At 43.9% G+C, this 22,079-nt stretch carries 22 protein-coding genes; 7 read left to right on the top strand and 15 right to left on the bottom strand.

The window, feature by feature from the left end; all coding sequences use genetic code 11:
* Positions 1 to 113: 113 nt before the first annotated feature.
* The 3 genes from H3T75_RS00800 to H3T75_RS00790 form a co-directional block, all read right to left on the bottom strand.
* A complete protein-coding gene (locus H3T75_RS00800; RefSeq protein WP_198207086.1) occupies positions 114 to 524 on the bottom strand; it encodes an ACT domain-containing protein in 411 nt (136 codons plus the stop codon).
* Between the two features lie 583 nt (positions 525 to 1,107).
* Positions 1,108 to 1,971 carry a prephenate dehydrogenase/arogenate dehydrogenase family protein gene (locus H3T75_RS00795; RefSeq protein WP_084551768.1) on the bottom strand — a complete coding sequence of 288 codons (864 nt, stop codon included), beginning with the start codon at positions 1,969 to 1,971 and terminating at the stop codon, positions 1,108 to 1,110.
* A gap of 58 nt (positions 1,972 to 2,029) precedes the next feature.
* Complete coding sequence (locus H3T75_RS00790; protein ID WP_198210765.1) at positions 2,030 to 2,827, bottom strand: 3'-5' exonuclease; 798 nt, start codon at positions 2,825 to 2,827, stop codon at positions 2,030 to 2,032.
* A 299-nt stretch (positions 2,828 to 3,126) separates the two neighbouring features.
* Here H3T75_RS00790 and H3T75_RS00785 point away from each other — a divergent pair, with 299 nt between their 5' ends.
* Positions 3,127 to 3,981, top strand: a complete 855-nt coding sequence (locus H3T75_RS00785) for a DsbC family protein (protein WP_025331366.1) — start codon at positions 3,127 to 3,129, stop codon at positions 3,979 to 3,981.
* Between the two features lie 219 nt (positions 3,982 to 4,200).
* Positions 4,201 to 4,548: a DUF488 domain-containing protein gene (locus H3T75_RS00780; protein ID WP_078475377.1), complete on the top strand. Its 348-nt coding sequence runs from the start codon at positions 4,201 to 4,203 to the stop codon at positions 4,546 to 4,548.
* Positions 4,549 to 4,656: 108 nt separating this feature from the next.
* Here H3T75_RS00780 and accD read toward each other — a convergent pair whose 3' ends face one another.
* From accD to H3T75_RS00735, 9 genes are all read right to left on the bottom strand, one after another.
* Complete coding sequence (gene accD / locus H3T75_RS00775; RefSeq protein WP_025331368.1) at positions 4,657 to 5,529, bottom strand: acetyl-CoA carboxylase, carboxyltransferase subunit beta; 873 nt, start codon at positions 5,527 to 5,529, stop codon at positions 4,657 to 4,659.
* 67 nt (positions 5,530 to 5,596) lie between these two features.
* Positions 5,597 to 6,382, bottom strand: coding sequence for a tryptophan synthase subunit alpha (gene trpA / locus H3T75_RS00770; RefSeq protein WP_078475378.1), 786 nt, complete (start codon positions 6,380 to 6,382; stop codon positions 5,597 to 5,599).
* A 156-nt stretch (positions 6,383 to 6,538) separates the two neighbouring features.
* Positions 6,539 to 7,900, bottom strand: coding sequence for a PFL family protein (locus H3T75_RS00765; RefSeq protein WP_078475379.1), 1,362 nt, complete (start codon positions 7,898 to 7,900; stop codon positions 6,539 to 6,541).
* Between the two features lie 9 nt (positions 7,901 to 7,909).
* On the bottom strand, positions 7,910 to 8,185 hold the full coding sequence (locus H3T75_RS00760; protein ID WP_025331370.1) for an ACT domain-containing protein: 276 nt from the start codon (positions 8,183 to 8,185) through the stop codon (positions 7,910 to 7,912).
* Positions 8,186 to 8,274: 89 nt separating this feature from the next.
* Positions 8,275 to 9,453 (bottom strand): MFS transporter, encoded by a 1,179-nt coding sequence (locus H3T75_RS00755; RefSeq protein WP_198210764.1) that lies wholly within the window; start codon positions 9,451 to 9,453, stop codon positions 8,275 to 8,277.
* An 18-nt stretch (positions 9,454 to 9,471) separates the two neighbouring features.
* Positions 9,472 to 10,674, bottom strand: coding sequence for a tryptophan synthase subunit beta (trpB, locus tag H3T75_RS00750; RefSeq protein WP_037393409.1), 1,203 nt, complete (start codon positions 10,672 to 10,674; stop codon positions 9,472 to 9,474).
* Positions 10,675 to 11,491: 817 nt separating this feature from the next.
* Positions 11,492 to 12,115 carry a phosphoribosylanthranilate isomerase gene (locus H3T75_RS00745; protein WP_198210763.1) on the bottom strand — a complete coding sequence of 208 codons (624 nt, stop codon included), beginning with the start codon at positions 12,113 to 12,115 and terminating at the stop codon, positions 11,492 to 11,494.
* Between the two features lie 37 nt (positions 12,116 to 12,152).
* Positions 12,153 to 13,004, bottom strand: a complete 852-nt coding sequence (gene truA, locus H3T75_RS00740; protein WP_174830625.1) for a tRNA pseudouridine(38-40) synthase TruA — start codon at positions 13,002 to 13,004, stop codon at positions 12,153 to 12,155.
* Positions 13,005 to 13,473: 469 nt separating this feature from the next.
* A complete protein-coding gene (locus H3T75_RS00735) occupies positions 13,474 to 15,837 on the bottom strand; it encodes a FimV/HubP family polar landmark protein (protein WP_084551737.1) in 2,364 nt (787 codons plus the stop codon).
* Positions 15,838 to 16,279: 442 nt separating this feature from the next.
* Between H3T75_RS00735 and H3T75_RS00730 the strand changes: the two genes are divergently transcribed.
* Genes H3T75_RS00730 through H3T75_RS00710 form a run of 5 tightly spaced genes read left to right on the top strand, consistent with a single transcriptional unit; the run spans position 16,280 to position 19,100 of the window.
* Entirely contained in the window at positions 16,280 to 16,816 is a 537-nt protein-coding gene (locus H3T75_RS00730) for a septation protein A (RefSeq protein ID WP_198208698.1), read from the top strand.
* Entirely contained in the window at positions 16,816 to 17,109 is a 294-nt protein-coding gene (locus H3T75_RS00725) for a YciI family protein (protein ID WP_025331379.1), read from the top strand. Before H3T75_RS00730 ends, H3T75_RS00725 begins: the two co-directional genes overlap by 1 nt.
* Positions 17,102 to 17,377, top strand: a complete 276-nt coding sequence (locus H3T75_RS00720) for a BolA family transcriptional regulator (RefSeq protein ID WP_084551735.1) — start codon at positions 17,102 to 17,104, stop codon at positions 17,375 to 17,377. The genes H3T75_RS00725 and H3T75_RS00720 overlap by 8 nt, the downstream gene beginning before the upstream one ends.
* Positions 17,378 to 17,416: 39 nt before the next feature.
* A complete protein-coding gene (locus H3T75_RS00715; protein ID WP_100125736.1) occupies positions 17,417 to 18,283 on the top strand; it encodes a SurA N-terminal domain-containing protein in 867 nt (288 codons plus the stop codon).
* 55 nt (positions 18,284 to 18,338) lie between these two features.
* Positions 18,339 to 19,100 (top strand): peptidyl-prolyl cis-trans isomerase, encoded by a 762-nt coding sequence (locus H3T75_RS00710; protein ID WP_025331382.1) that lies wholly within the window; start codon positions 18,339 to 18,341, stop codon positions 19,098 to 19,100.
* Positions 19,101 to 19,197: 97 nt separating this feature from the next.
* On the opposite strand, the gene H3T75_RS00705 is transcribed toward H3T75_RS00710, so the two are convergent.
* The 3 genes from H3T75_RS00705 to rlmD all read right to left on the bottom strand — a co-directional run bounded on the left by H3T75_RS00705 (position 19,198) and on the right by rlmD (position 22,015).
* Entirely contained in the window at positions 19,198 to 19,644 is a 447-nt protein-coding gene (locus H3T75_RS00705; protein WP_198210762.1) for a GNAT family N-acetyltransferase, read from the bottom strand.
* 315 nt (positions 19,645 to 19,959) lie between these two features.
* Complete coding sequence (locus H3T75_RS00700) at positions 19,960 to 20,535, bottom strand: YceI family protein (RefSeq protein ID WP_084587169.1); 576 nt, start codon at positions 20,533 to 20,535, stop codon at positions 19,960 to 19,962.
* A gap of 166 nt (positions 20,536 to 20,701) precedes the next feature.
* Positions 20,702 to 22,015, bottom strand: a complete 1,314-nt coding sequence (gene rlmD / locus H3T75_RS00695; RefSeq protein WP_198210761.1) for a 23S rRNA (uracil(1939)-C(5))-methyltransferase RlmD — start codon at positions 22,013 to 22,015, stop codon at positions 20,702 to 20,704.
* Positions 22,016 to 22,079 lie beyond the last annotated feature (64 nt).

Below are 22,079 nucleotides of genomic sequence, written 5' to 3'. Positions count from 1 at the left end.
GGTTTTACCAAAGCATAGAAACAATCAAAATTATTTTCTTTCTCCGCTTAACAAAACCACCAACGCTGTTATTGAACATCATCATTCATAGTTTTATCTATTGCATAAGCTGACTATGATGCCTGACCCAGATTATTCAGAATAACCAAAGCCTGCTGCACATCATCATCAGCTACAAAAATATGATCATGATAATAACCGGCTATAACATTACAACTGATATTCTGTTGTGCCAGTGCATGCGCAAAAGCAGCTGTCAGCCCGACAGCAGCCAGCGAAGAATGCACCATTAATGTAATCCAGCCGGCAATATATTCATAATTCAGCTGATACTCATCAGCAACTGCCTGCGGTAAAACCAGCGTAGTACCCTCGTTTTCCTGCATAATCGCCACAGCAGCGGTCAGCAATGCTGGTGCAGGCTGCTGTACAGTACAAAATACATATTTGCCCGGATTATGCTGCGGTGAAGCAGATTGCAGCAAAATTTGCAGATTACTTTCACCAGAGATATTAGCGTCCATATCAAAGTATCCTCAGAAACAATCAAACCGGTCATTTAATGACTAAACTGGTCAAAAGAGTTTATCCTTGCATTAATTCTATTTGCATGACAGCACCCAATACCTTTGATTATCAGTAATCATATCTGTCTGGTAAATTCACTTACTCAGGCCGTAATGAACAATTCTGTCACCGAAGCTGAAAGCAACTAAACATCAGGCTATATTTACTCCAGCCATCAAAAAAATATTAATACACACCATCTGCTTTAAAATTCCATTAGCATAAAGAAAAAAAGATAAAAAAATGCGCACACGATTAAGTGTGCGCCAAGTCTACAAAGGAGAAATAGAGGAGAAACTGTTAAACCAACTAGGAGCTGATTTAACGAAGCGAATTATGCCTCAACTACGCATGCATAGCAAGTCATATTTTGTATTAATTCGACAAAATATAGTTATTTTAATTAAAAATACCGCAAAATTCATTAACTGCACATATCTTTTCCCGCAAACAGCATAAAAAAACACTTTATCTAACCATAACTTAGCCCAAACCAAACCGTCGTCAGACAACATCACCGCTGACTTCGGTTCATGAACACTAATTATGCCAGTCTTCGCGTATTTTCTGTGCTTTTGCAAAAAAAGCAGTCAATTTTTGTGCATCTCCTTGTTGCAGACAGTCCTGTAAATATGCCAGTTCATGCTGTTGCTGCTGGAGTAAACCAGCCAGTACCTGACGATTAGCCAGACAGATATCTGTCCAAATCTGCGGATTACTGGCTGCAATGCGGGTAAAATCCCGAAACCCGCTGCCGGCAAATTGCAACAATTCATCGGCATTTGCTGCTTCGGCCAACTGGTGCACATATGCATAAGCCAGCATATGCGGTAAATGACTGACAGCGGCAAAAATTGCATCATGTCGTGCCGCATCCAGATGATAAATCTGCGCTTGCACAGCCTGCCACATAGCAACAACTGTGTGTAATGCAGCTTCATCCTGCTGTTCATGAGCGCAAACAATACATTTTTTTCCGGCAAATAAACCAAACTGCGCCGCCAGTGCACCATGCCGGTCTGAACCGGCAATCGGGTGAGCGGCCACACAGCGCGGATAATGATGCGGTAATTCAGCAGCAAAGGCTTTTAATGCCAGCTGCTTGGTACTGCCCACATCAGTAACAATACAATGTTCAGATAAATAAGGAACTAGCTGACGGCAAATTGCCGGTAAAGTATTCACCGGAGTGGCTATCAGCACCATATCGGCTTCTGCCACACTCTCTGCATTGATCTGCGTATAGGTATAATCAACTACCCGCCGTTCCAGTGCACGAGTCAGATTATCGGCATCGATATCAATACCGGCTACTTCAGCAACCAGTCCGGCACGTTTTAAATCCAGTGCCAGCGAACCGCCAATCAGCCCCACGCCGACCAGCACCAGCCTGCGCATATTCATCTCAGAAAACATCTCATACAAATCATCATTTCAGTTTTCGGCTTATTTATTTTGATAATCAGACCGATCTGCCCCATGCACTCAGAAATTCCTGCCAGTGTGCTGCCTGTTGCGTACTCAGATAACCTTTAAGACAACGGATTTCCTGCTCATATTCGTCTGCATCCAGAAAACCGCGTAACAGATTAAAGCGCAGATACATTAAATAAGTATTGGCTGCATCGGTTTCGCAATAATGCCTGATCTGTGCCAGTTCACCCTGCTGATAAGCTGCCCAGACTTTACTACCGTCCATACCCAGTTTTCCCGGAAAACCGCATAGTTTGGCCATATCATCCAGAGGTACACAGGCACGGGACTGGTATAAAGCCAGTAAATCCATTAAATCACAATGGCGTGCATGATAGCGGCTGATATAGTTATTCCACTTAAAATCTCGGCTGTCGCCAAAATCACCCTCGCCCATATCCCAGTAGCGTGCCGCACTGATGCCATAAATCAAAGCACGATAATGTAAAACTGGTAAATCAAAGCCACCGCCGTTCCAGCTCACCAGCTGAGGTGTATGGGTTTCAATCAGCTCAAAAAAACGCGCAATTAAAGTTTCTTCGCTGTCTTCCGGTGTTCCGATGCTGCCCACATGAATTTTATCCGTACCCCAGCGCATACAGCAGGAAATAGCCACTACCTGCTGCAAATGCAGCTGCATAAAATCGTTACCGGTTTTGGCTCGTCGCTGCTGCAAGACAAATTCCACCACATCAGCATCACTGACCTCTGCCGGCAAATGATTCAGAACACGAATGCCGGCTACATCCGGCACAGTTTCTATGTCGAAAGCCAAAATCGGAGTCATAGCAAGAATTCACATTAATTATCGGATAAGTATTGTGGCATGAAGCCACTGGCTGCGCCAGCCGTTTAACTACAAAACAACATTACACTTATAACATGATTGCTTTATACTAACGCGTAGCCGGACAGGCCTTGCATAAAAGCAGATAAAACAGACTATAGATTTCGTTGTTTTCAGCTAGTCTGGCGTTCTGCCGGATTTATCCTGTTTAGCGATAAAATAGCAAAACTTCCCACTTGGATACTTTTATGCCTTTCTCAGTCAGGGCATACATTAACAGACAGAAAAAGAATTTCAATATGAAAAAATCTTATCTATGGCAATGGCTTGCACCCCTACTGGCCATACCGCTAATTGCTTCATGCGACGGTACACCTGTACATAATATTGATTCTGCGGCAAAGTCGGCCTCAGGTAGTACAACTGCATCTGTATCAGCAGCCAATAATGTAACTGACGCGGGTCGCCCGGCTGATGCGGAAATCAGTAAAAAAATAAATGCCAATCTGGCCAGTAAAATGAGCAAAATGCTCAAGGGTTCTGAATTAAATATACAGGGTGTATATACCACACCGTTACAAGGTATTTATGAAGTAGTAATTACCGGCAATCAGATTATTTATACTGATGAAAATGCTGCCTATGTTATGATTGGTAATCTAATTGATCTGGAACACCGGAAAAATCTTACCGAACAGCGAGTCAGCGATATGTCCAAAATAGACTTTAAAGAATTGCCATTAGAAAAAGCAATTAAAGAGGTTCGCGGTAATGGTCAGAGAGTAATGGCTGTATTCTCCGATCCTGACTGTCCGTTCTGTAAAAAACTCGAAGAAGAAATTGCCCAGATAGACAATATTACTGTCTATACTTTCCTGATGCCGGTACCTGATTTACATCCGAACGCACAGAAAAAGGCTGTGCAGATATGGTGTCAGAAAGAGCGTACAACCGCATGGACTCAGTGGATGCGCAAGGGCAAAGAACCTGCTGCTGTTGCCAATTGTGATAATCCGGTAGCTGACATCATAAAACTGGGCAATAAATATGGCTTTGATGGCACACCTACCTTGGTTTTCCCGAATGGTAAAACCATTTCCGGGCTAATGCTTAAAAATGAATTAGAGCAGGAACTGAATAAAAATCAGAAATAGCATTATTCATAGAAAAAAGCAGCCGCACCGGCTGCTTTTTAATTTTCTGTTACGATACACAATACTGATTATTACATTGGAACCATGACACCGGCCGATATTGATTATTAGTTTTTTACCACATCAGCCTACCCATCCTGCCACAGGTACACTGCCATGCTTGCCGATACAGATATTGAAAATTATGATTGATAATTTATAGAGTTAAGATCAATCGCCATGTATAACATTCAACGTGTATATACCTATCAGCATCAGCAGCCGGCAGTATTAATAGACCGCCTGTGGCCACGGGGTATCAGTAAAATCAGACTAAGCGGAGTTGAGTGGATTAAAGCTGTTGCCCCGTCCGGTCCACTCAGAAAATGGCTGCACCAGAATCCTGAAAATCATTATCAGGAATTTTGCCGGCTGTATCAGCAGGAACTCAGCCTGCCACAACAACAGGAAGCATTGCGCACACTGAAGCAACTGCATGAGCAGCATCAGCAACTATGGCTGCTCACGGCAGCCAAAGATATTGCTCACAGCCATGTACCGGTATTACTGGCACAATTACAGGCATAGCTCAAAATTAACTGATGTATCCTTTTAGTCTCTATCAATAAAAATGCCCTGAAAAACATATCAGGGCATTTTTATAACCATTATTCGATTATACAGATACAAACTGTATCAGGCGGCATCCGCACTGGCTTCTGAGCGTAACAAACCAATCAATCGAACAATTCGATCTTTTAATTCACGCCGGTCAACAATCTGATCGATTGCCCCTTTATCCAGTAAAAACTCCGAACGCTGGAAGCCTTCCGGTAAAGTTTCACGTACAGTTTGTTCAATCACCCGCGGACCGGCAAATCCAACCAGAGCATTCGGCTCAGCCAGAACAACATCACCGATAAACGCAAAGCTGGCAGACACACCGCCCATAGTCGGATTGGTTAATACTGATATGAAAGGCAGTGATTTATCAGCAAGCAAATGTAATGAAGCACAGGTTTTAGCCATTTGCATTAATGAATTGAGACCTTCCTGCATGCGTGCACCACCTGAAGCAGCCACACAGATAAAGGTACAGTTATGTTTTACCGCCTCACGTACGCCGCGAACAAAGCGCTCACCCACAACAGAACCCATTGAACCGCCGATAAAGTTGAATTCAAAAGCGGCCACAACCACAGGTACACCATTCATGGTTCCGCGTACCACCAGCAGCGCATCATCTTCCTGCGTCAGCTTACGGGCAGCACTTAAGCGGTCAGTATATTTTTTGCTGTCACGGAATTTGAGAATATCAACTGGTTTAATGTCTTTACCAATTTCATACTGTTTGGTTTCATCCAGCATCATACTGATACGTTCCCGTGCTGACACCGGATTATGATATCCGCACTTCGGGCACACTTCCATATTCTTTTTCAAATCCGTGGCATATAAAGTTGCCGCACAGGACGGACATTTCTGCCACAATCCCTCAGGGATACCTGCGGATTTAACCGCTGCATCTTTCTTAATCTTAGGCGGCAGGATTTTATCTAACCAACTCATTCTTTTATTCCCGGTTATTGCCGGCAGCCGGAACAGGCCGCCATACAGAATTAGGATGTTACACAGATTATTCCAGAGCCTGTCTGAGCTCGGCGACAACAGGAGCCAGAGCTTCGGCCTCATGACCAGTATGCTCGGCTATTGTCTGCACAAAGCGGCTGCCAACGATTACGGCATCCGCTACTGCTCCGATACGGCGGGCACTGTCGGCATCGCGAATACCAAAACCCACACCGATAGGCACCTGTATAAACTGGCGTAAATGATCAATTTTACGCGAAACTTCGGCCGTATCCAACTGTGATGAACCGGTCACTCCCTTAAGTGATACATAGTAAACAAAACCACTGGCCTTACTGCCAATCAGTTTAATCCGCTCATCTGTGGTAGTAGGGGCAATCAGAAAAATGCAGTCCAGCCCGTATTTCCTGAGCTGCTCATGCAAATCATCAATCGTTTCGGCCGGACAGTCTACTGTCAGCACACCATCCGCACCAGCCTGTGCGGCAGCGCTGGCAAAACGTTCATAACCCATATGATAAACCGGATTCAGATAACCCATGAGCACCACTGGTGTCGTCTGATTTTCCTGCCGGAACTGTCTGACCACCTGAAATATATCATTCAGAGACACATTCTGGCGTAAAGCACGCTCGGCAGCTGACTGAATCACCGGTCCGTCGGCCATCGGATCAGAGAAAGGCACACCCAGTTCAATAATATCTGTACCATTGGCTACCAGCGTTTTCATCAGCTGTACTGTTGTAGCCAGATCCGGATCACCACAAGTAATATACGATACCAGAGCAGTCCGTCCATGCAGCTGCTCAAACGTATGTTGAATTCTACTCATTATGTTCTCAACTCATTTCCGAACACTTTAGCAGTGTATTGATTCAGCCAGCCATCATCCTGCCGCTCCCTGCGGACAGCCAGATTTTATCTGCCTGCAACACTGCCAGTGCTGATTATCATAGCCTGCATCATACCATGCGGTACAGCACACCCCTTAATTTTTCATTGACTGCACCGGTGCCGGTACTCTTCCGCCACGATTAATAAATACCTCACAGGAACCGGATTTCACCGGCATAACCGGAGCTCGACCGAGTAAACCGCCAAACTCTACGTAATCACCGACATCCTTACCGGTAACCGGAATCACCCGCACGGCTGTAGTTTTGCTATTAATCAGGCCGATAGCAGCTTCATCAGCAATAATTCCCGCCAATGTACTGGCTGGGGTATCGCCCGGTACAGCAATCATATCCAGCCCGACCGAACACACCGCCGTCATAGCTTCCAGTTTATCCAGCGTCAACACACCGGCTTCTACCGCTGCTATCATACCTTCATCTTCAGATACCGGAATAAACGCACCACTTAATCCGCCTACTGCGCTGGAAGCCATCATACCGCCCTTTTTCACAGCATCATTCAGTAATGCCAGCGCCGCAGTCGTGCCGTGCGTTCCGCAGACACTCAACCCCATCGCTTCCAGAATCCGGGCAACACTGTCCCCCACTGCCGGAGTAGGTGCCAGAGATAAATCCAGAATACCGAACGGAATACCCAGCATTTTACTGGCTTCATGGCCGATCAGTTCACCCACACGAGTAATCTTGAATGCGGTTTTTTTCACCAGCTCGGCAACTTCGGTCAAGGACAGCCCTTGTGTATTCTGCAACGCAGCACATACCACGCCCGGTCCGGATACACCGACATTAATGACGCAGTCCGCTTCTCCCGCACCATGAAAGGCACCGGCCATAAACGGGTTATCTTCCACTGCATTACAAAAAACTACCAGTTTGGCACAGCCAAAACCTTCCGGCGTAATTGCCGCAGTCTGGCGGATGGTTTCGCCCATCAGCCGTACAGCATCCATATTAATGCCGGCACGGGTAGAACCGATATTTACTGAGCTGCATACGACATCTGTGCAGGCCATAGCCTCAGGAATTGATCGGATTAATATCTCATCAGCAGCACTCATTCCTTTGTGCACTAATGCAGAAAAACCGCCGATAAACGAAATACCAATGGCTTTTGCCGCTTTATCCAGTGTCTGTGCTATCGATACATAAGAATCAGCACCGGTGGCAGCACCAATCTGAGCAATAGGTGTTACAGCAACGCGCTGATTTACAATTGGTACACCATATTTAGCCGACAGCTCAGTTGCCGTCTGTACCAGATTTTTACCGACACGGGTAATCTTGGCATAAATTTTTTCATTCAGGCGCTTGATATCTGTATCAATACAATCATGCAAATCAATGCCAATAGTTATCGTACGCACATCGAAATGCTGGTCGGATACCATTCGTACAGTTTCCAGAATTTCATTATTCTGAATAGAAAAAGACATAAATAACTCCTAAATCCGGTGCATGGCATTAAACAATGCTTCATCCTGCACACGGATGTGCAATCCCCGTTTTTCGCCTTCACTATCCAGAAATTTACTGAACTCTAAGCGCGGTAAAGTACATTTTTCCGCATCCAGCAAAATAATCATAGTGAAATAATCATCCATTAACTGCTGACTGATATTCACAATACTAACCTGATGCTCTGCCAGCAGCGTGGCTACCTCAGCAACTATACCAATACGGTCTTTACCAATCACTGTCATCACAGCATGATTAGACATAAATAATCCTATTCACAATAATAATTATTACCAACCACAGAAACTAATCCGTCGCCAGCCGGCAGCCAGATCAGTTCAGCAGCACAGATTTAAGATATACGTTCACATTTAAAGAATAATGCACACAGTAAAATCAGTGTTGCCACTCCTCCGCCCAGCAACGAAACCCCGTTCCAGCCATAATGTGCATAAGCCATAGCAGAAGCAAGTGAGCCGAGTACACCACCGATAAAATACATACTCATATAACCGGAAGTAATCCGACCTTTGAGCGCCGGATCAGAACGATAAATCAGCGACTGGTTACTGATATGTAATGCCTGAATCGCAAAATCCAGCAAAATTACCCCGCCGATCAATGCCCATAAATGCACCCCTCCGGCATACAATAGTGACCAGCTAAGCAAAAACAGTAAGGCACAAACTATTGTCATCGCATAAGTGTGGCCTTTATCCGCAGCCCAGCCCCCTACATTGGAACCAAATATCCCCAGCGCACCAAATAAACCAAATAAACCAATTGTACTCAAACTGAAATGATAAGGCGCATGGCTAAGCAATAACGTCAATGGTGTCCACAACACTGAAAATAAACAGAAATCCAGCGCCCCGAGCACACCACGCTGCCGCAATAACGGTGTACGCCATAATAACGACCAAACCGATACCAGCGTTTTCCAGTAACCCAGCGTACTGTGTTCACGCTGTACATGAGGCAGTTTGCATTGCAAAATCAGTGCCATTAACAGCAGCATTGCCGCACTGAGGATATATACTGTACGCCAGCCCCACCAATGGGCAACCATACCGGAAAAAGTACGTGACAACAGAATACCCAGTAACAGCCCGCTCATCAGCGTACCGATTACCCGCCCGCGCTGTTCGGGTTCCGACAGACTGGCGGCCAGCGGCATCAGCACCTGAGCCACGGTACAAAAGGCGCCAACCATTACCAGACCGGCAATAAACAGCCATAAATCAGGAGCAAATGCTATCAGCAGCGCACTGATACCCACTACAACATACAGCGATACAATCAGCTTTTTGTTATCAAGCAAATCACCTAGCGGTACCAGAAAAATCAGCCCCAGCGCATAAGCAAGCTGTGTCAGCGTAATCAGCATGCCGCTACTGGCAACATTCATACCGAAATAGCGTGCAGTTACTTCTATCAGCGGAAAGACAAAATAATTACTGGCTACGGCCAGACCGATGGCCAGAGCCATCATAAAAATCTGACCGGAAGACAGTTTAATACTCTTATTCATACATACAACAAATATTTACTACAGACTAATTCCGTCCAGCCGGGCAACCGTATTAATATCTTTGTCCCCCCGGCCGGACAGATTCACCAGAATGACTTCATCCGGACTCATTTTCGGTGCATTGGCTACTGCCCATGCCAGCGCATGGCTGGATTCAAGTGCAGGAATAATACCTTCCTTATGACACAGCAAATGAAACGCTTCCATAGCAGCTTCATCACCCATGGCTTCGTACTCAACCCGGCCAATATCATGCAGCAGACCATGCTCCGGACCCACACCGGGATAATCCAGACCGGCGGAAACAGAATGAGTATTCATCACCTGTCCGTTTTCGTCCTGCATCAGATAACCCCGGAATCCGTGTAATACCCCCATCGGGCTGTGCGAGCTGATAGGCGCGGCATGCTGGGAACCGGATAAGCCCAGACCACCTGCCTCAACCCCTACCAGACGAGTTTCAGTCACATTAATATAAGGATAAAACAGACCAATCGCATTCGAACCGCCGCCGACACAGGCTACTGCTACATCAGGCTGACGACCGATGGCTTCCTGCATCTGCTGTATTGCTTCATTTCCGATAACACACTGAAAATCCCGCACCATTTCCGGATAAGGCATCGGACCGGCTGAGGTACCAATAATATAATAGGTATCATCCACCCGTGCCACCCACTCACGCAATGCTTCATTCATGGCATCTTTCAGCGTACATGAGCCGGAATCCACCCCAACCACCTGAGCACCAAGCAGCTTCATCCGGTATACATTCGGTGCCTGACGGCGGATATCCTCAGTACCCATAAATACCGTACATTCCAGACCAAAACGCGCGGCTACCGTAGCAGAGGCCACACCATGCTGACCAGCACCGGTTTCAGCGATAACGCGCTTTTTACCCATTCGCTGCGCAAGTAAAGCCTGACCGATCGTGTTGTTAATTTTATGTGCACCGGTATGATTTAAATCTTCCCGTTTCAGATAAATCTGCGCTCCGCCCAGATAGTCAGACAAGCGCCGTGCATAGTAAACCGGACTGGGGCGGCCTACATAATATTTTAAATCCTCATGATACTGTGCCCAGAATGCCGGATCAGCTTTCGCTTCATAATAAACCTGTTTTAATTCAGCCAAAGCTGCAATCAGTGTTTCCGATACAAACAGCCCGCCGTGCTCACCAAAAAAACCCTGTTCGTCAGGATAGTGATAATTTTCCATATTTTTTTCCATTGAGCGACAATTTACCCGCAAAGTAAAACTATCCGGTCATATTATCACCTTTTAAATCCATTATCCCGTTATCCATACTTAATCCGGAATAAATAAAAGAGTTCTGCTTCTGTGTTAATAAAAAATCCCGATATCACCAATATAAACCCTGCTATCCAGAAAGATATCAGCATACCGCGGCAGAACAGCATAAATGCTTTGTATCAGACAATACAATATTAAAAACGAAAACCAATAAAAAATACAGGTTGTTAAATTCATAAATAAGCGCTGTTTCAAATAACAACATGAACTTGATTACATGCTTATTGATATAGCTGTCATTATTTAAAAGCCCAATCTTAATAAAACCAATATCGGCTGTCTGATAATCTAGCACCAACATCGAGACATTACTTCCAATAAAAATCTGGAAAAATAGAATCACGATACAAAATTTTCTTTTATTTTTCTGTTTTAAAACAGAAAAATAAATCAGTCGTACTGGTTAGTATTATTTTTATCGGGTCTGTTATGATGATCTGTCAATAAAACGTAAAATAGCCAGTTTCAGCACCAGAATATCCACAAGTTCAATCATTTCAGCCATATTTGTTTGAGTACAAAAATAATATTCAAACAGGATGATTTCACTCTCCGGCTTTTCATCTTCAAAACCAGAACCGCACTTTCCTTATAAATATATTTTTATTGCTCAGTAATAAACTGAATAAAAATCAGACTTGCGGATATTGCTTTTAGTTCCTATGCAATAATAAATACCGCATAAAAATTCTTATTTTTTATTATAAAATCAGATTATTACTTATTCAGAAAACTGATTAACTGCCGCCATCAGAGCCCGCATTTTTTGCTCATCTTTAATTCCGGGCGATGCTTCCACACCACTGGATACATCAATAGCCATAGCTTTGCTTTGTCTGATAGCCAAAGCAATATTTTCCGGTTTCAGACCACCAGAAAGTATCCATGGAATATCCAGCCTGTCAGGCAGCATCTGCCAGTCAAAAGTCTGACCTGTACCGCCATACTGCCCGGCAACAGCTGCATCAAACAGCAAAGAACGGGCATCTGTATATGTAGCTGCCGCAGCTTCAATATCAGCTGTTTCACCTACTCTTATTGCCTTAATATACGGACGCTGAAACTGACGGCAGAATTCAGCATTTTCATCCCCGTGAAATTGCAGAACATCCAGAGGCACATACCTCAGCACTTCCTGTACTTCAGTTGTAGCAGCATTAACAAACAACCCGACTATTGTTACAAACGGAGGTATACACTGAGTAATTGCCTGCGCCTGCTCAATAGAAACACAGCGTTTACTGCCAGAAAAAAATATCAGTCCGATTGCATCTGCCCCAAGCTGGGCAGCGAGTATTGCATCTTCAGCGCGGGTCATCCCGCAAATCTTGCTTCGAATTTTCATCCTCTGCCCCTTTAGAAACTTGCCCGCAATATTGGCATTAATCCAGATATGGCCACAGCCATACGGGTAAAGCAGCTGTTTCCACACCCCATTGCTGCGGATAATCAATACCGGTCAGATATAATCCGTCCGGCATAAATGTTGGTGGTGCCAGCCGCCGGTTTCTGGCTGCCAGCAATTGAGCAAAGCCGGCCACACTCAATTTACCTGCACCCACATACACCAAAGCACCAACAATATTACGTACCATATTGTGTAAAAACGCACTGCCATAAAAATCGATCGCCATTAATTCCGGGCTGCCGACAAGGTTTAGTTTATATAAAGTTTTTACCGGTGATTTAGCCTGACAGTCACTGGAGCGGAAACTGGAAAAATCATGTTCTCCCACCAGCATTGCCGCAGCTTCACGCATTAGCGCCATATTCAGCGGATAGTGAGTCCAGCCGACACGGCTACGCAGTTGCGGCATACGTACCCTGCTGGATTCAAGCATATAACGATAACGTCGCCCGAATGCGTCAAAACGGGCATGAAATTCAGCGGCTACCGGTTGTGCTTTGATAATACGAATATTTTTATCCATCGCTGTATTCGTACCGCGCAACCATGCTTCGGCACTTCGCAGCGCACTCGTATCAAAATGTACCACCTGCCCCGTTGCATGAACACCGGCATCGGTACGTCCTGCTACCACAACATTGATTTGTTCAGCAGCAATGGAACTCAAAGCATCTTCCAGAACCGACTGAATAGTATACAAACCATCCGGCTGCTTTTGCCAACCATGAAAGGCACGCCCATCATAAGCCAAAGTTAATGCCCAGCGCTGTACAGGCAAACCACCTTCATGCGTAATCACCTGATTTTCTTCTCTGTTAGCAACCATGCCTGTTTCTAATCCAAATAAATCACATCAACCACATCCATTATTATCGCATAGCCGTTAACTGCCTTCATATTTGAAACCTATATAATTACTCATAGCAAAGCAGCAATAAAAAATTGCCTGGTAATAAATCGCTTACATCATTAATAGTCCAGTCAAATCAGAATATATATTAGTTCAGAATGATTTTATCTGACGACAAAACCCGCTTCTACGCGCCATTACGCACCACTACCCTATTTCTTAACAATTCTATTCAGCTTGTTTCATAAGCTGATACACCTTAAATGCAAACTTATAAACCGCAATAAAATCAATTAATAACTGAAATTTATATGCGTAATATATTAAAAAATACGGCAATTTTACAGCAAATAAAATAGCCGAATTCCATAAACAGAATTCGACCATTTTAGTGTTTCAGATACAGAAATTAAAGCAACTGACAATTCAACCAAAATAAGGCGAATTAGCCACCTAATTGCTGTAACAGATTTTGTGCCTCTGCCAGTATCGCGCCATTAGCTTCATCAACCAATTCACGCAACGTTTGACGAGCAGTAACTGCATCATCCATTTCCAGATACATTTTTGCCAGTTCCAGCTTTGCTTGTAATGGAATAGCCTGCTGTTCAGGAGTCAGAGGTTTATCAACCTGCTCAGGTTTGGCTGATTGTTCCAGCCAGTCCTGCCCACCATCACCGGTAGCAAATGAAGAGGTCGGCCTTGTTGGTGCAGTAGTTGCATTAACAGCTGGTGCCGGTTTAGAGTTATCGTCTTCAAGCGCAAAGTCCATGGACGGAATATCAATCTCTTCCGTGTCGGCCTCAGGAACAACAATGGGTTGATTGTCGGAATCATCACTTACTCCTAGTGAATCCCAATCAATATCTGTGGAAATGGCATCATCTTCTGCTGCAAATGCATGCTGATCATGCGGAGCCAAAGTCTGCTCAATAGAGGAATGCACTTCTTCAAGGGCAGAAGTATCCTGTTTAGATTCATCATCAAATTTAAAGTCTTCATCCCACTGCAAATCAGCCAGAGAATTTAATGAGTCATCTTCTGCTGCTGCCGGTTTAGACTGTTGTTCGGGCTGAACCGCATCCAAATCAGAGCTAAAGGATATATCTGACGGTTGTAAATCATTACTGTCTGATGATGCGTTATCCTGTAACACAAAATCCTGATGTGCTTCAGCCTGAGATTCATCCGGGTGTTGCTCTTCCGCAACTACCCATTCAAAATCCGTATTGTCTGCCACCTCTTGCTGAGGTTCTGTAACAGCCGGTTGTTCATGCGAAGTCAGAACTTCGGGCTGTTCAGTTGCATCAATCTGATCCAGCCATGATAAATCGTCATTACTATCCAGCTCAGCAGATGACGGTGCAGCCGTATCTGCGCTAGTTGCAGGTGTATTATCAGTGAAATTGAAATTCAGCCAGTCAGTATCGTCTTCTTCCTGCTTGGCTTCTGTTACTTTTTTATCAGGTACCTGTGATACAGGCTCTGAATGTACTTCCTTAGCAGGAGCAGATTTATTATCTGCCTGAGCCGGTTTATCCGATGCAGCGGCATCATTCAGCCACGACCAATCGTCGTCATCTGCAGCAGCATTGGCTGTAGTCGTTACTGCTGTAGCAGCCGCAGCTGTTTTAGCTGTAGTAGCTGGTACAGATGTAGACTGACTGACTACAGAAGGTTCAGTCTCAAATACCACATCATCATCTTCATCATCAGAAGAATAATCTTCATCATACTCAGTACTGTATTCTATGCTGTTGCGTTTTCTGCTTCGTTGCCAGAGTAAGGCAGCAATCAACAGAACACCGGCCAAACCGGCCAGAGCATATGGCCACCATGAAGGCAGCATGGATTCTTCAGCCGGTTCTTCTGCAGGCTGAACAGGTTGTGTATTAACTTTAGGCTGTACAGGTACTGCCTTCACCACAGATGCCGCACTTGCAGCCGGAGCTGAAGCCTGTGCAACTTCTGAAGCCTGAATAGTGGCTGAAGCCTGAGCAGGAACTGAAGACGCTGCTGATGTTTCTGCTTTAACAGTGTTTTCTTTAGTTTGAGCTTCCGACGCAGCCGTATCTCTGGTATTAGCGGCTACTTTGGGATTGTCTTTTTCTTTTGTTACCGCCGGTGTTGTATTTTGTGTCACTTCCGGTTTTACAGCTGTTTTAAGTGGTACTTTGGATAATTTTTTCAGCTGTGAAGTAGAAGGAATATTCAGACTAATATTGCGATACATCAAATCAGGATTACCGTTACGAAAAGCATTCGGGTTAGCAACCTGTATAGCATGCATGGTCTGCTCTAAACTCAGTCCCTGCGGCCGTACCTTACGCGCAACATCCATCAAGGTTTCATTATTATCGACATTATATTTCACTACCGCATTTTCGGAAGCAAGGCCGTTTTGCAGTGCGACAGTAGCTCGTGCTGCAGATTTTTCTCTTGCAGAACGCACTGGTGCAGAATGTACAGATTTAGGATGTTTGCCGGTTGCTTTATTTTTTCCAGCCGAATGATGGCGTTCAGGTGGATCCAGCAACGCAGTATACTGCCGCCCCTGACTACCGGCAGCAAGACTGAAAGTCAGCATCGGATCATGCACAGGTTTACTGGAGCGCAAATGAATTACGGCATTTTGTCCTTGTGCTGTTACACGCACCTGTAACGGAGCTCCGGAAACAGCAGGTCGCCCGTGCAATGCTGCTTTGGCTTCATCACCAGTTACCACAATACTACCTGAGAACGGCTCTCCCAGCGCCGAATTAACCTGTAAGCTACCCAGACCTGCCCATGCAGGTGCACTGGCCAACATACATAAAGACAGTGCGATGATCTTTAAATTATTTGCGTTTTTCAATCCCGTACCCTCACCGGTAATGCACCAATGCCGTCAAGCGTGTGCCTATTCATATGAAAATTTCTACAAGTATACTTAAATAAATGCAATTGGCGTTTAACTTTCACTAAACCTGTTTTTATATTATCTCACGCTATAATAGCTTTTGCGACACTTTAATGCCAAGTTACCTGTACCTGATTTGCTTTCTAACTGTATTTATCTGTGGACATTTTCATACGAACCACACTCAGGAAGGCCTGAAACCAATATACAACAACTGATACAACAACTGTTAAATTTTGTTTAATACCTTGCTTTAACACGTGCCAAGTGTAAAAACTCAGGGTATCATGGCATCTATCTGTCACCTTTAATTTAACCCGTAACCGGAAAATAAAGATATTCAGTCCTGATAATGAAAGCTGCATTTGAATTTTTGGTAGTTATTCTTTTCTTTGCTACCTATGCCTTAACTAAAAATATTATCCTTGCCACCGAAGTAGCCGTCGCAGCAGGTATTATTCAGGCTGTGTGGTGCCTGTTTAAATACCGGCGCCTGCAAACGATGCAGTGGGTAAGTCTGTCACTGGTCGTCATACTGGGCGGAGCGACTATAATTTCAAAAAATGCGTACTTCATTAAGTGTAAGCCGACCGTCCTGTTCTGGGTTATGTCGGCAGGTCTGCTGATTTCACACCTGTGCGGCAAAAATGTTCTGAAAAGTACCATTGGAAAAGAAATCAGTATGCCTGAACCTGCATGGCGTAAACTAACCTATATCTGGGTTATATTCCTGCTGGCACTGGGTACACTTAATCTCTGGGTTGCTTACACCTTTACCGAACCACAATGGGTTAATTTCAAACTCTTTGGCAGTACCACAATATTATTTTTATTTCTTGTTGGACAAACAGTATATATTAGTCAGTATACTAAAAAGGATGAGTTGTAATGCTGTTTATGCTAATGGCCACTGATGCCGATAACAGTCACGAAGCGCGTATGCAAGCACGGCCAAAACATTTGGCGCGTTTAGAAGAACTAAAGGCACAAAACCGTTTGGTTCTGGCAGGCCCCAATCCCCTCCCGGACGATGACAGCCATTTTTCCGGCAGTCTGATTGTTGCCGAATTTGAATCTCTGGACGAAGCGCAAGCATGGGCCGAACAGGATCCTTACGTTGATGCCGGAGTATTTGAAGAAATTCTCATCCGCCCTTTTAAAAAAATTCTGCCAAATGACTGATATTCAGACTATTATTCAAACACGTCTGCAAATACTGGCTCCGCAGCAACTGGAACTGACCGATGACAGTCATTTACATGCAGGACATAAAGGTCACGGTGGTGGCGGACATTACAGCCTGCTGATTGTCAGCGATGCTTTTATCGGTTTATCACGTTTAGCCCGACAGCGTAAGATCCATCAATTACTTGAAGATTTATTCAGAACAAATACCATTCATGCTTTAAGCATCAGGGCATGCACAAACATTGAATATTTAACCAGATAATAATTTACTTTATCTACTTAAACTAAAAGAGAGTGAACCATGAAAAAACAATTTATTGCTGCTGCCATTATGTTTGGATTAACCGGTATTGCTGCTGCCCAGACAGTAGTCACTGTTAACGGAACCAAAATTGACAGCAAAGAAGTCGATAACCAGGTAGCCATACTGGTACAGGAAAGCCAGAATCAGATTCAGGATTCCCCTGAATTGCGTAAAAATATTACCAACCGCCTGATTACCCGAATTTTGCTGATTCAGGCTGCAAAAAACCAGAATCTGGATAAAGATCCTGAATACTTGAAAGCTTTAAGTCAGGCTGAAGCTGAAGCCAAACGTCTGGGCGATGATAAAAAACCGGGTTTCAAAGAAGAATGGTCTTTCTTTAAAGACAATCTGCTGACTCAAGCCTATCTGGCCAACGTGGCAAAAAACAATCCGGTAAAACCTCAGGATGTAAGTAACGCATACAACGACATGGTCAAATATTACAGCGGCACACAGGAAGTACAATTAGGTGAAATCATTACCCGTGATGCAGATACTGCAAATAAAGCCATTGCTCAGTTAAAAGCGAATAAAAACTTTAGCACTGTAGCTAAAGAATACACTATTGATCCTGCCGGTCGCGAAAACGGAGGCATTCCTAAAGGTTACGTTGCCATTAAAGATTTACAGGAAAGTGCCACTTCGGTCTATAACGCAATTAAAGACCTGAAAAAAGGTCAGTACACTGCCACACCGGTACAGGGTAACAGCAATATATATGCTATATTCTATGTAAACGATAAGCGCAATGTTAAACTGCCGAGTCAGAAAGAAATGACCCCTGTTCTGTCACGCCGTCTGCAAAGCGCTTTAATAGCACAGGCAATTGATCAGCTTTATAAAAATGCAACAATCAAATAATAATTTAACTCTGGTTTGATTGATTAATCAGAAGATAAAATAAGGAATACTCAACATGAAAAAAAGCATTCCTTGGCTGGCTGGGCTGAGTATCATGGCAGCCGGGCTCGCTTTTGCTGATGCGCCCAAAATTGACAGCCAGCGTATTAACGTTATGCTGAAACAGATTGAGCGTCAGATGCAGACTCAGCCAGATGCTCCGGCACCGGATAAGGCAGAAATTCAGAAAGAAATCACCTTGCGCCTGCAATCAGCTGAAATATTAAAAGCTGAAGCTATTAAGGCCGGGCTTGATAAACAACCTGATACTCAGGCTGCATGGCAAAATGTACAGGCACAATTTTATGCTGCCCAGTATGTGGATTATCTGGCTGCCAAAACTGAAATTAACGACAGTGATTTGCGCCGGCAATATGAACAAGTGAGTCAGGAAATCAATTTACTGCCAATTGTTTTTCCAAGCAAAGAAGCGGCTGAAGAAGGCTTAACTAAACTGAAAAAAGGTTTGGCTTACGAAACCCTGTATAAACAGGTTAATCCGGAAGCTCCTGCCAGCAACTGGATGAACCCGCAACAGTTGCCGCCTGAATTTGCTCAGTTAGCTTCTCAGCTGAAAAATGGTCAGATATCACCTAATGTCATCAACATTGATGGTCATTTTTTTCTGCTGAAAGTAGCCGGTATGCGTCAGGCTCCTAACGCACCTGCATTTAATCAGATTAAAGAGCAATTGCGTGAACAGGCCAAACAGCAAAAGGTACAGGAACAAATTAATCAGCTTTTACAAAAAAATGGTATTAGTCTGAATGATCAATAAGTTTTGCTGAAAAATAAAACCGGTACAATCGTACCGGTTTTTTCTATTGCCAGAATATTAATCACTGCGATAAACAAGTTCTAATAACCGACTCTGTTCAGCCCGTCGCTTTTTTTGGCTGATACAGCATTTGTACGTAAGGGATTCCATTAGAAATATAGGGCGTTCCCTGTATCTGAAAATCATGCCGCTGATAAAATTTAAGTACTCGCCGGTCAGCCTCAATTTTAACCGGATATTCAGCATAATGATTTTTTGCGTAATGCAGAATGAGCTTAACCAGCTGATCACCCAATCCGGTACCGCGTACCGTTGGATGTATCACAAACCGTCCAAAAGTAAAGTGAACACCAGCCAGAAACATTCGTGCATATGCCAGTATCTGCCCGTCCCGCTGATAATAAACATGTTTAGCCTGCAAATCCCAATCATCCAGCTCAGGATAAATACGTTGTTGTTCTACTATGAAAGTATCGATACGCAAGCGAGCAATATGAAAAAAATCGTGTGATGAAATTTCATTAAATTTTTTGATACACCACATAACGATTTCCACCTTTTACATTAAGAACGAATATCTGATTATTCACACCATAACTCTAATCATAATATTAACAAAGTACCAATATCAAATCTTTGAATCAATATTTCAGCTTTATAACAGTTTCTAGCTTAAAATCCGCTCTGTGATCTAATATTATTTTCAATAGAAGCAACCCTTTTAATCAAAATGCCCTCGGTTAAGTATTACAAATCCAGTATATTAAATACCTAACCGGCTAAAAACTGAATATTGTGCATAGCATAAACGGATCATCTGCTATTAAAACAGATAATCCGAGCAAATTACCCAGTTAGTTTACTGTCTGGCTGCTTCAATCTGAATATTAATTTTAACATACCGGCTGGCTGGTATGGCCGTCAGATATTCATCGATCCCCCATTGTGAGCGATCAATAATAGCCTCAAAATCACCGCCGCATACCTGAGACTGAGTCATAGGGCTTTTATAACAATTAAATTTAGTTGCCCGTAATGTCACAGGATGAGTTCGTCCAACCATAGTCAGCTGGCCGCGTAATGCTCTGACCTTGCCTTGCTTATCAAAAATCCAGTCCTGTGAAGAAAAACGCAGATTCGGATACTTTGCCGCATTAAAAAAAGCTTCGCTTTGCAGGTGTTTCGTGAACTCACTGCGACCAGTATCCAGAGTACTGAGCGGGATGGTTATATCTACAGAGCCAGTTTTCGCACCTGCATCATATTGAAGTTCACCATTAAGATTATAAAAACCACCCACATTACTGGAGGTTGCAAAGTGATCAAGTGTAAAACGGGCATTGGCATGCAAAGGATCGATTTTATAATTTGCAGCTACAGCCGGCACGGTTATTCCCAGCAACGCTGCCATCAAAATACTGGCCAATTTATTCATGAAGAAACACCTCTAAACATTTGTCTGACAGCAACAATATTAACGTGAATAACCAGATAACAACATCTCGAAGAGTAAAAATATTGTTTCTTATCATGAAATAATTACAGGATATTCATCTACTTTTAACTAAACAGATAATTTTACCTGTTTCATTATTATTGTGTTACCAGTCAAATACAGCGATCGACTCCACATGTGCAGTTTGCGCAAACAGATTCATAATACCGCCGGCACGATAACGGTAACCGCGCTTAACGAGTAAACCTGCGTCTCGTGCCAGAGTAGCCGGATCGCAGGAAATATAAACTATCCGGCGTGGTAACAGCCGTTCTTCAATTTCATTTAAAGACTGTATCAATGCCTGAGCACCTGCACGTGGCGGATCAAGCAACCATTTATGCGCATAACCCAGCTCACGCAGACGCTGCGCACTCATAGCAAAAAGATCAGCCTGCTGAAAACGTACAAGTTTGACCAAACCATTATGCCTGGCATTACGCGCAGCACGCTGACACATGGCAGCAACACCCTCAATACCCAGCACCTCTGCCTGCATCCGTGCAATCGGTAAACTAAAATTCCCTAAACCACAAAACCAGTCAATAATCCGCTCGCCGGCACATGGCTGCAACCATTGCATTGCCCGCTGTACCATAAGCGCATTAGTCACATGATTAACCTGAGTAAAATCTTCAGGTTGATATGGAATCTCAATTTGATATTCAGGCAGACGATAAGCAAGAACCGAAGTCGCAGATGAAGATATTAAAGTGGTTTTATTACCTTTTTGTAACCAGCACTGCCACACATAACCGCTTTGCTGCTGTAACTGTTGCAGCAAACCATCAATCTGCATACGCTTGGCCTGATTTAACTCATCAGCCTGTATAGTGAGTGCGATAGCATCATTACCCTGATGCAGCATAATGCCCTTAACCGTATTTGCAGACCAGTTTTGTAAAAAAAGCTTAATTGGTTTTAAAGCTTTCGACATTACCTCAGGTAATACCAGACAATAATCAATATCTATAATTGCATGGCTTTGTCTGGCCTGAAAACCCAGCTTTAACCGGCCTTTATCATAGACTGCACGTAATCGCACTCGTTGGCGATAATGCCATGCTAAGCCATAAACAGGCGGCATCAGTTCATCAGGCAGAACCTTACCCAGACGCCGCATCTGACTTAGCCATGCACGCTGTTTTAGTGCCACCTGAGCAGTAAACTCAATATGCTGGCTGTTACAACCACCACAATGAGCATAATAATCACAAGGCGGTTGTACACGAGCATTAGCCGGCATCAGTATTCGGCTAATCCTACCTTCAGTATAGGATTTTTTTATCCGCACCGGCTGCCATTCTACTAATTCACCCGGTAATGCCTCATCAATAAATACCGCCTTACCGTCTACCCGGGCAACGCCGCGCCCTTCCTGATTCCAGTCTGTAATTTGTGCTGTAAATCGTTGTTCCAAGCTATAACCTCAAGCTAGAAATGAACTTAAATAAATTTAATTGTATTTAATTTCTCACATTACA

It is taken from the genome of Snodgrassella sp. W8135, assembly GCF_016101225.1.
Classification (GTDB): domain Bacteria; phylum Pseudomonadota; class Gammaproteobacteria; order Burkholderiales; family Neisseriaceae; genus Snodgrassella; species Snodgrassella alvi.
The sequence above is the reverse complement of the archived record's forward strand: the minus strand, read 5'-3'. Positions and strand labels throughout refer to the sequence as shown.

Excerpts from the sequence above, each read along its gene's own strand:
- truA (WP_174830625.1), bottom strand. The coding sequence starts at position 13,004 with ATGGTTGCTAACAGAGAAGAAAATCAGGTGATTACGCATGAAGGTGGT.
- H3T75_RS00755 (WP_198210764.1), bottom strand. The coding sequence starts at position 9,453 with ATGAATAAGAGTATTAAACTGTCTTCCGGTCAGATTTTTATGATGGCT.
- H3T75_RS00735 (WP_084551737.1), bottom strand. The coding sequence starts at position 15,837 with ATGTTGGCCAGTGCACCTGCATGGGCAGGTCTGGGTAGCTTACAGGTT.
- H3T75_RS00725 (WP_025331379.1), top strand. The coding sequence starts at position 16,816 with ATGCTGTTTATGCTAATGGCCACTGATGCCGATAACAGTCACGAAGCG.
- H3T75_RS00800 (WP_198207086.1), bottom strand. The coding sequence starts at position 524 with ATGGACGCTAATATCTCTGGTGAAAGTAATCTGCAAATTTTGCTGCAA.
- H3T75_RS00760 (WP_025331370.1), bottom strand. The coding sequence starts at position 8,185 with ATGTCTAATCATGCTGTGATGACAGTGATTGGTAAAGACCGTATTGGT.
- H3T75_RS00765 (WP_078475379.1), bottom strand. The coding sequence starts at position 7,900 with ATGTCTTTTTCTATTCAGAATAATGAAATTCTGGAAACTGTACGAATG.
- H3T75_RS00705 (WP_198210762.1), bottom strand. The coding sequence starts at position 19,644 with ATGTGGTGTATCAAAAAATTTAATGAAATTTCATCACACGATTTTTTT.
- H3T75_RS00710 (WP_025331382.1), top strand. The coding sequence starts at position 18,339 with ATGAAAAAAAGCATTCCTTGGCTGGCTGGGCTGAGTATCATGGCAGCC.
- H3T75_RS00720 (WP_084551735.1), top strand. The coding sequence starts at position 17,102 with ATGACTGATATTCAGACTATTATTCAAACACGTCTGCAAATACTGGCT.
- trpB (WP_037393409.1), bottom strand. The coding sequence starts at position 10,674 with ATGGAAAATTATCACTATCCTGACGAACAGGGTTTTTTTGGTGAGCAC.
- H3T75_RS00700 (WP_084587169.1), bottom strand. The coding sequence starts at position 20,535 with ATGAATAAATTGGCCAGTATTTTGATGGCAGCGTTGCTGGGAATAACC.
- H3T75_RS00730 (WP_198208698.1), top strand. The coding sequence starts at position 16,280 with ATGAAAGCTGCATTTGAATTTTTGGTAGTTATTCTTTTCTTTGCTACC.
- H3T75_RS00780 (WP_078475377.1), top strand. The coding sequence starts at position 4,201 with ATGTATAACATTCAACGTGTATATACCTATCAGCATCAGCAGCCGGCA.
- H3T75_RS00785 (WP_025331366.1), top strand. The coding sequence starts at position 3,127 with ATGAAAAAATCTTATCTATGGCAATGGCTTGCACCCCTACTGGCCATA.
- H3T75_RS00790 (WP_198210765.1), bottom strand. The coding sequence starts at position 2,827 with ATGACTCCGATTTTGGCTTTCGACATAGAAACTGTGCCGGATGTAGCC.
- accD (WP_025331368.1), bottom strand. The coding sequence starts at position 5,529 with ATGAGTTGGTTAGATAAAATCCTGCCGCCTAAGATTAAGAAAGATGCA.
- trpA (WP_078475378.1), bottom strand. The coding sequence starts at position 6,382 with ATGAGTAGAATTCAACATACGTTTGAGCAGCTGCATGGACGGACTGCT.
- H3T75_RS00715 (WP_100125736.1), top strand. The coding sequence starts at position 17,417 with ATGAAAAAACAATTTATTGCTGCTGCCATTATGTTTGGATTAACCGGT.
- H3T75_RS00795 (WP_084551768.1), bottom strand. The coding sequence starts at position 1,971 with ATGAATATGCGCAGGCTGGTGCTGGTCGGCGTGGGGCTGATTGGCGGT.
- H3T75_RS00745 (WP_198210763.1), bottom strand. The coding sequence starts at position 12,115 with ATGAAAATTCGAAGCAAGATTTGCGGGATGACCCGCGCTGAAGATGCA.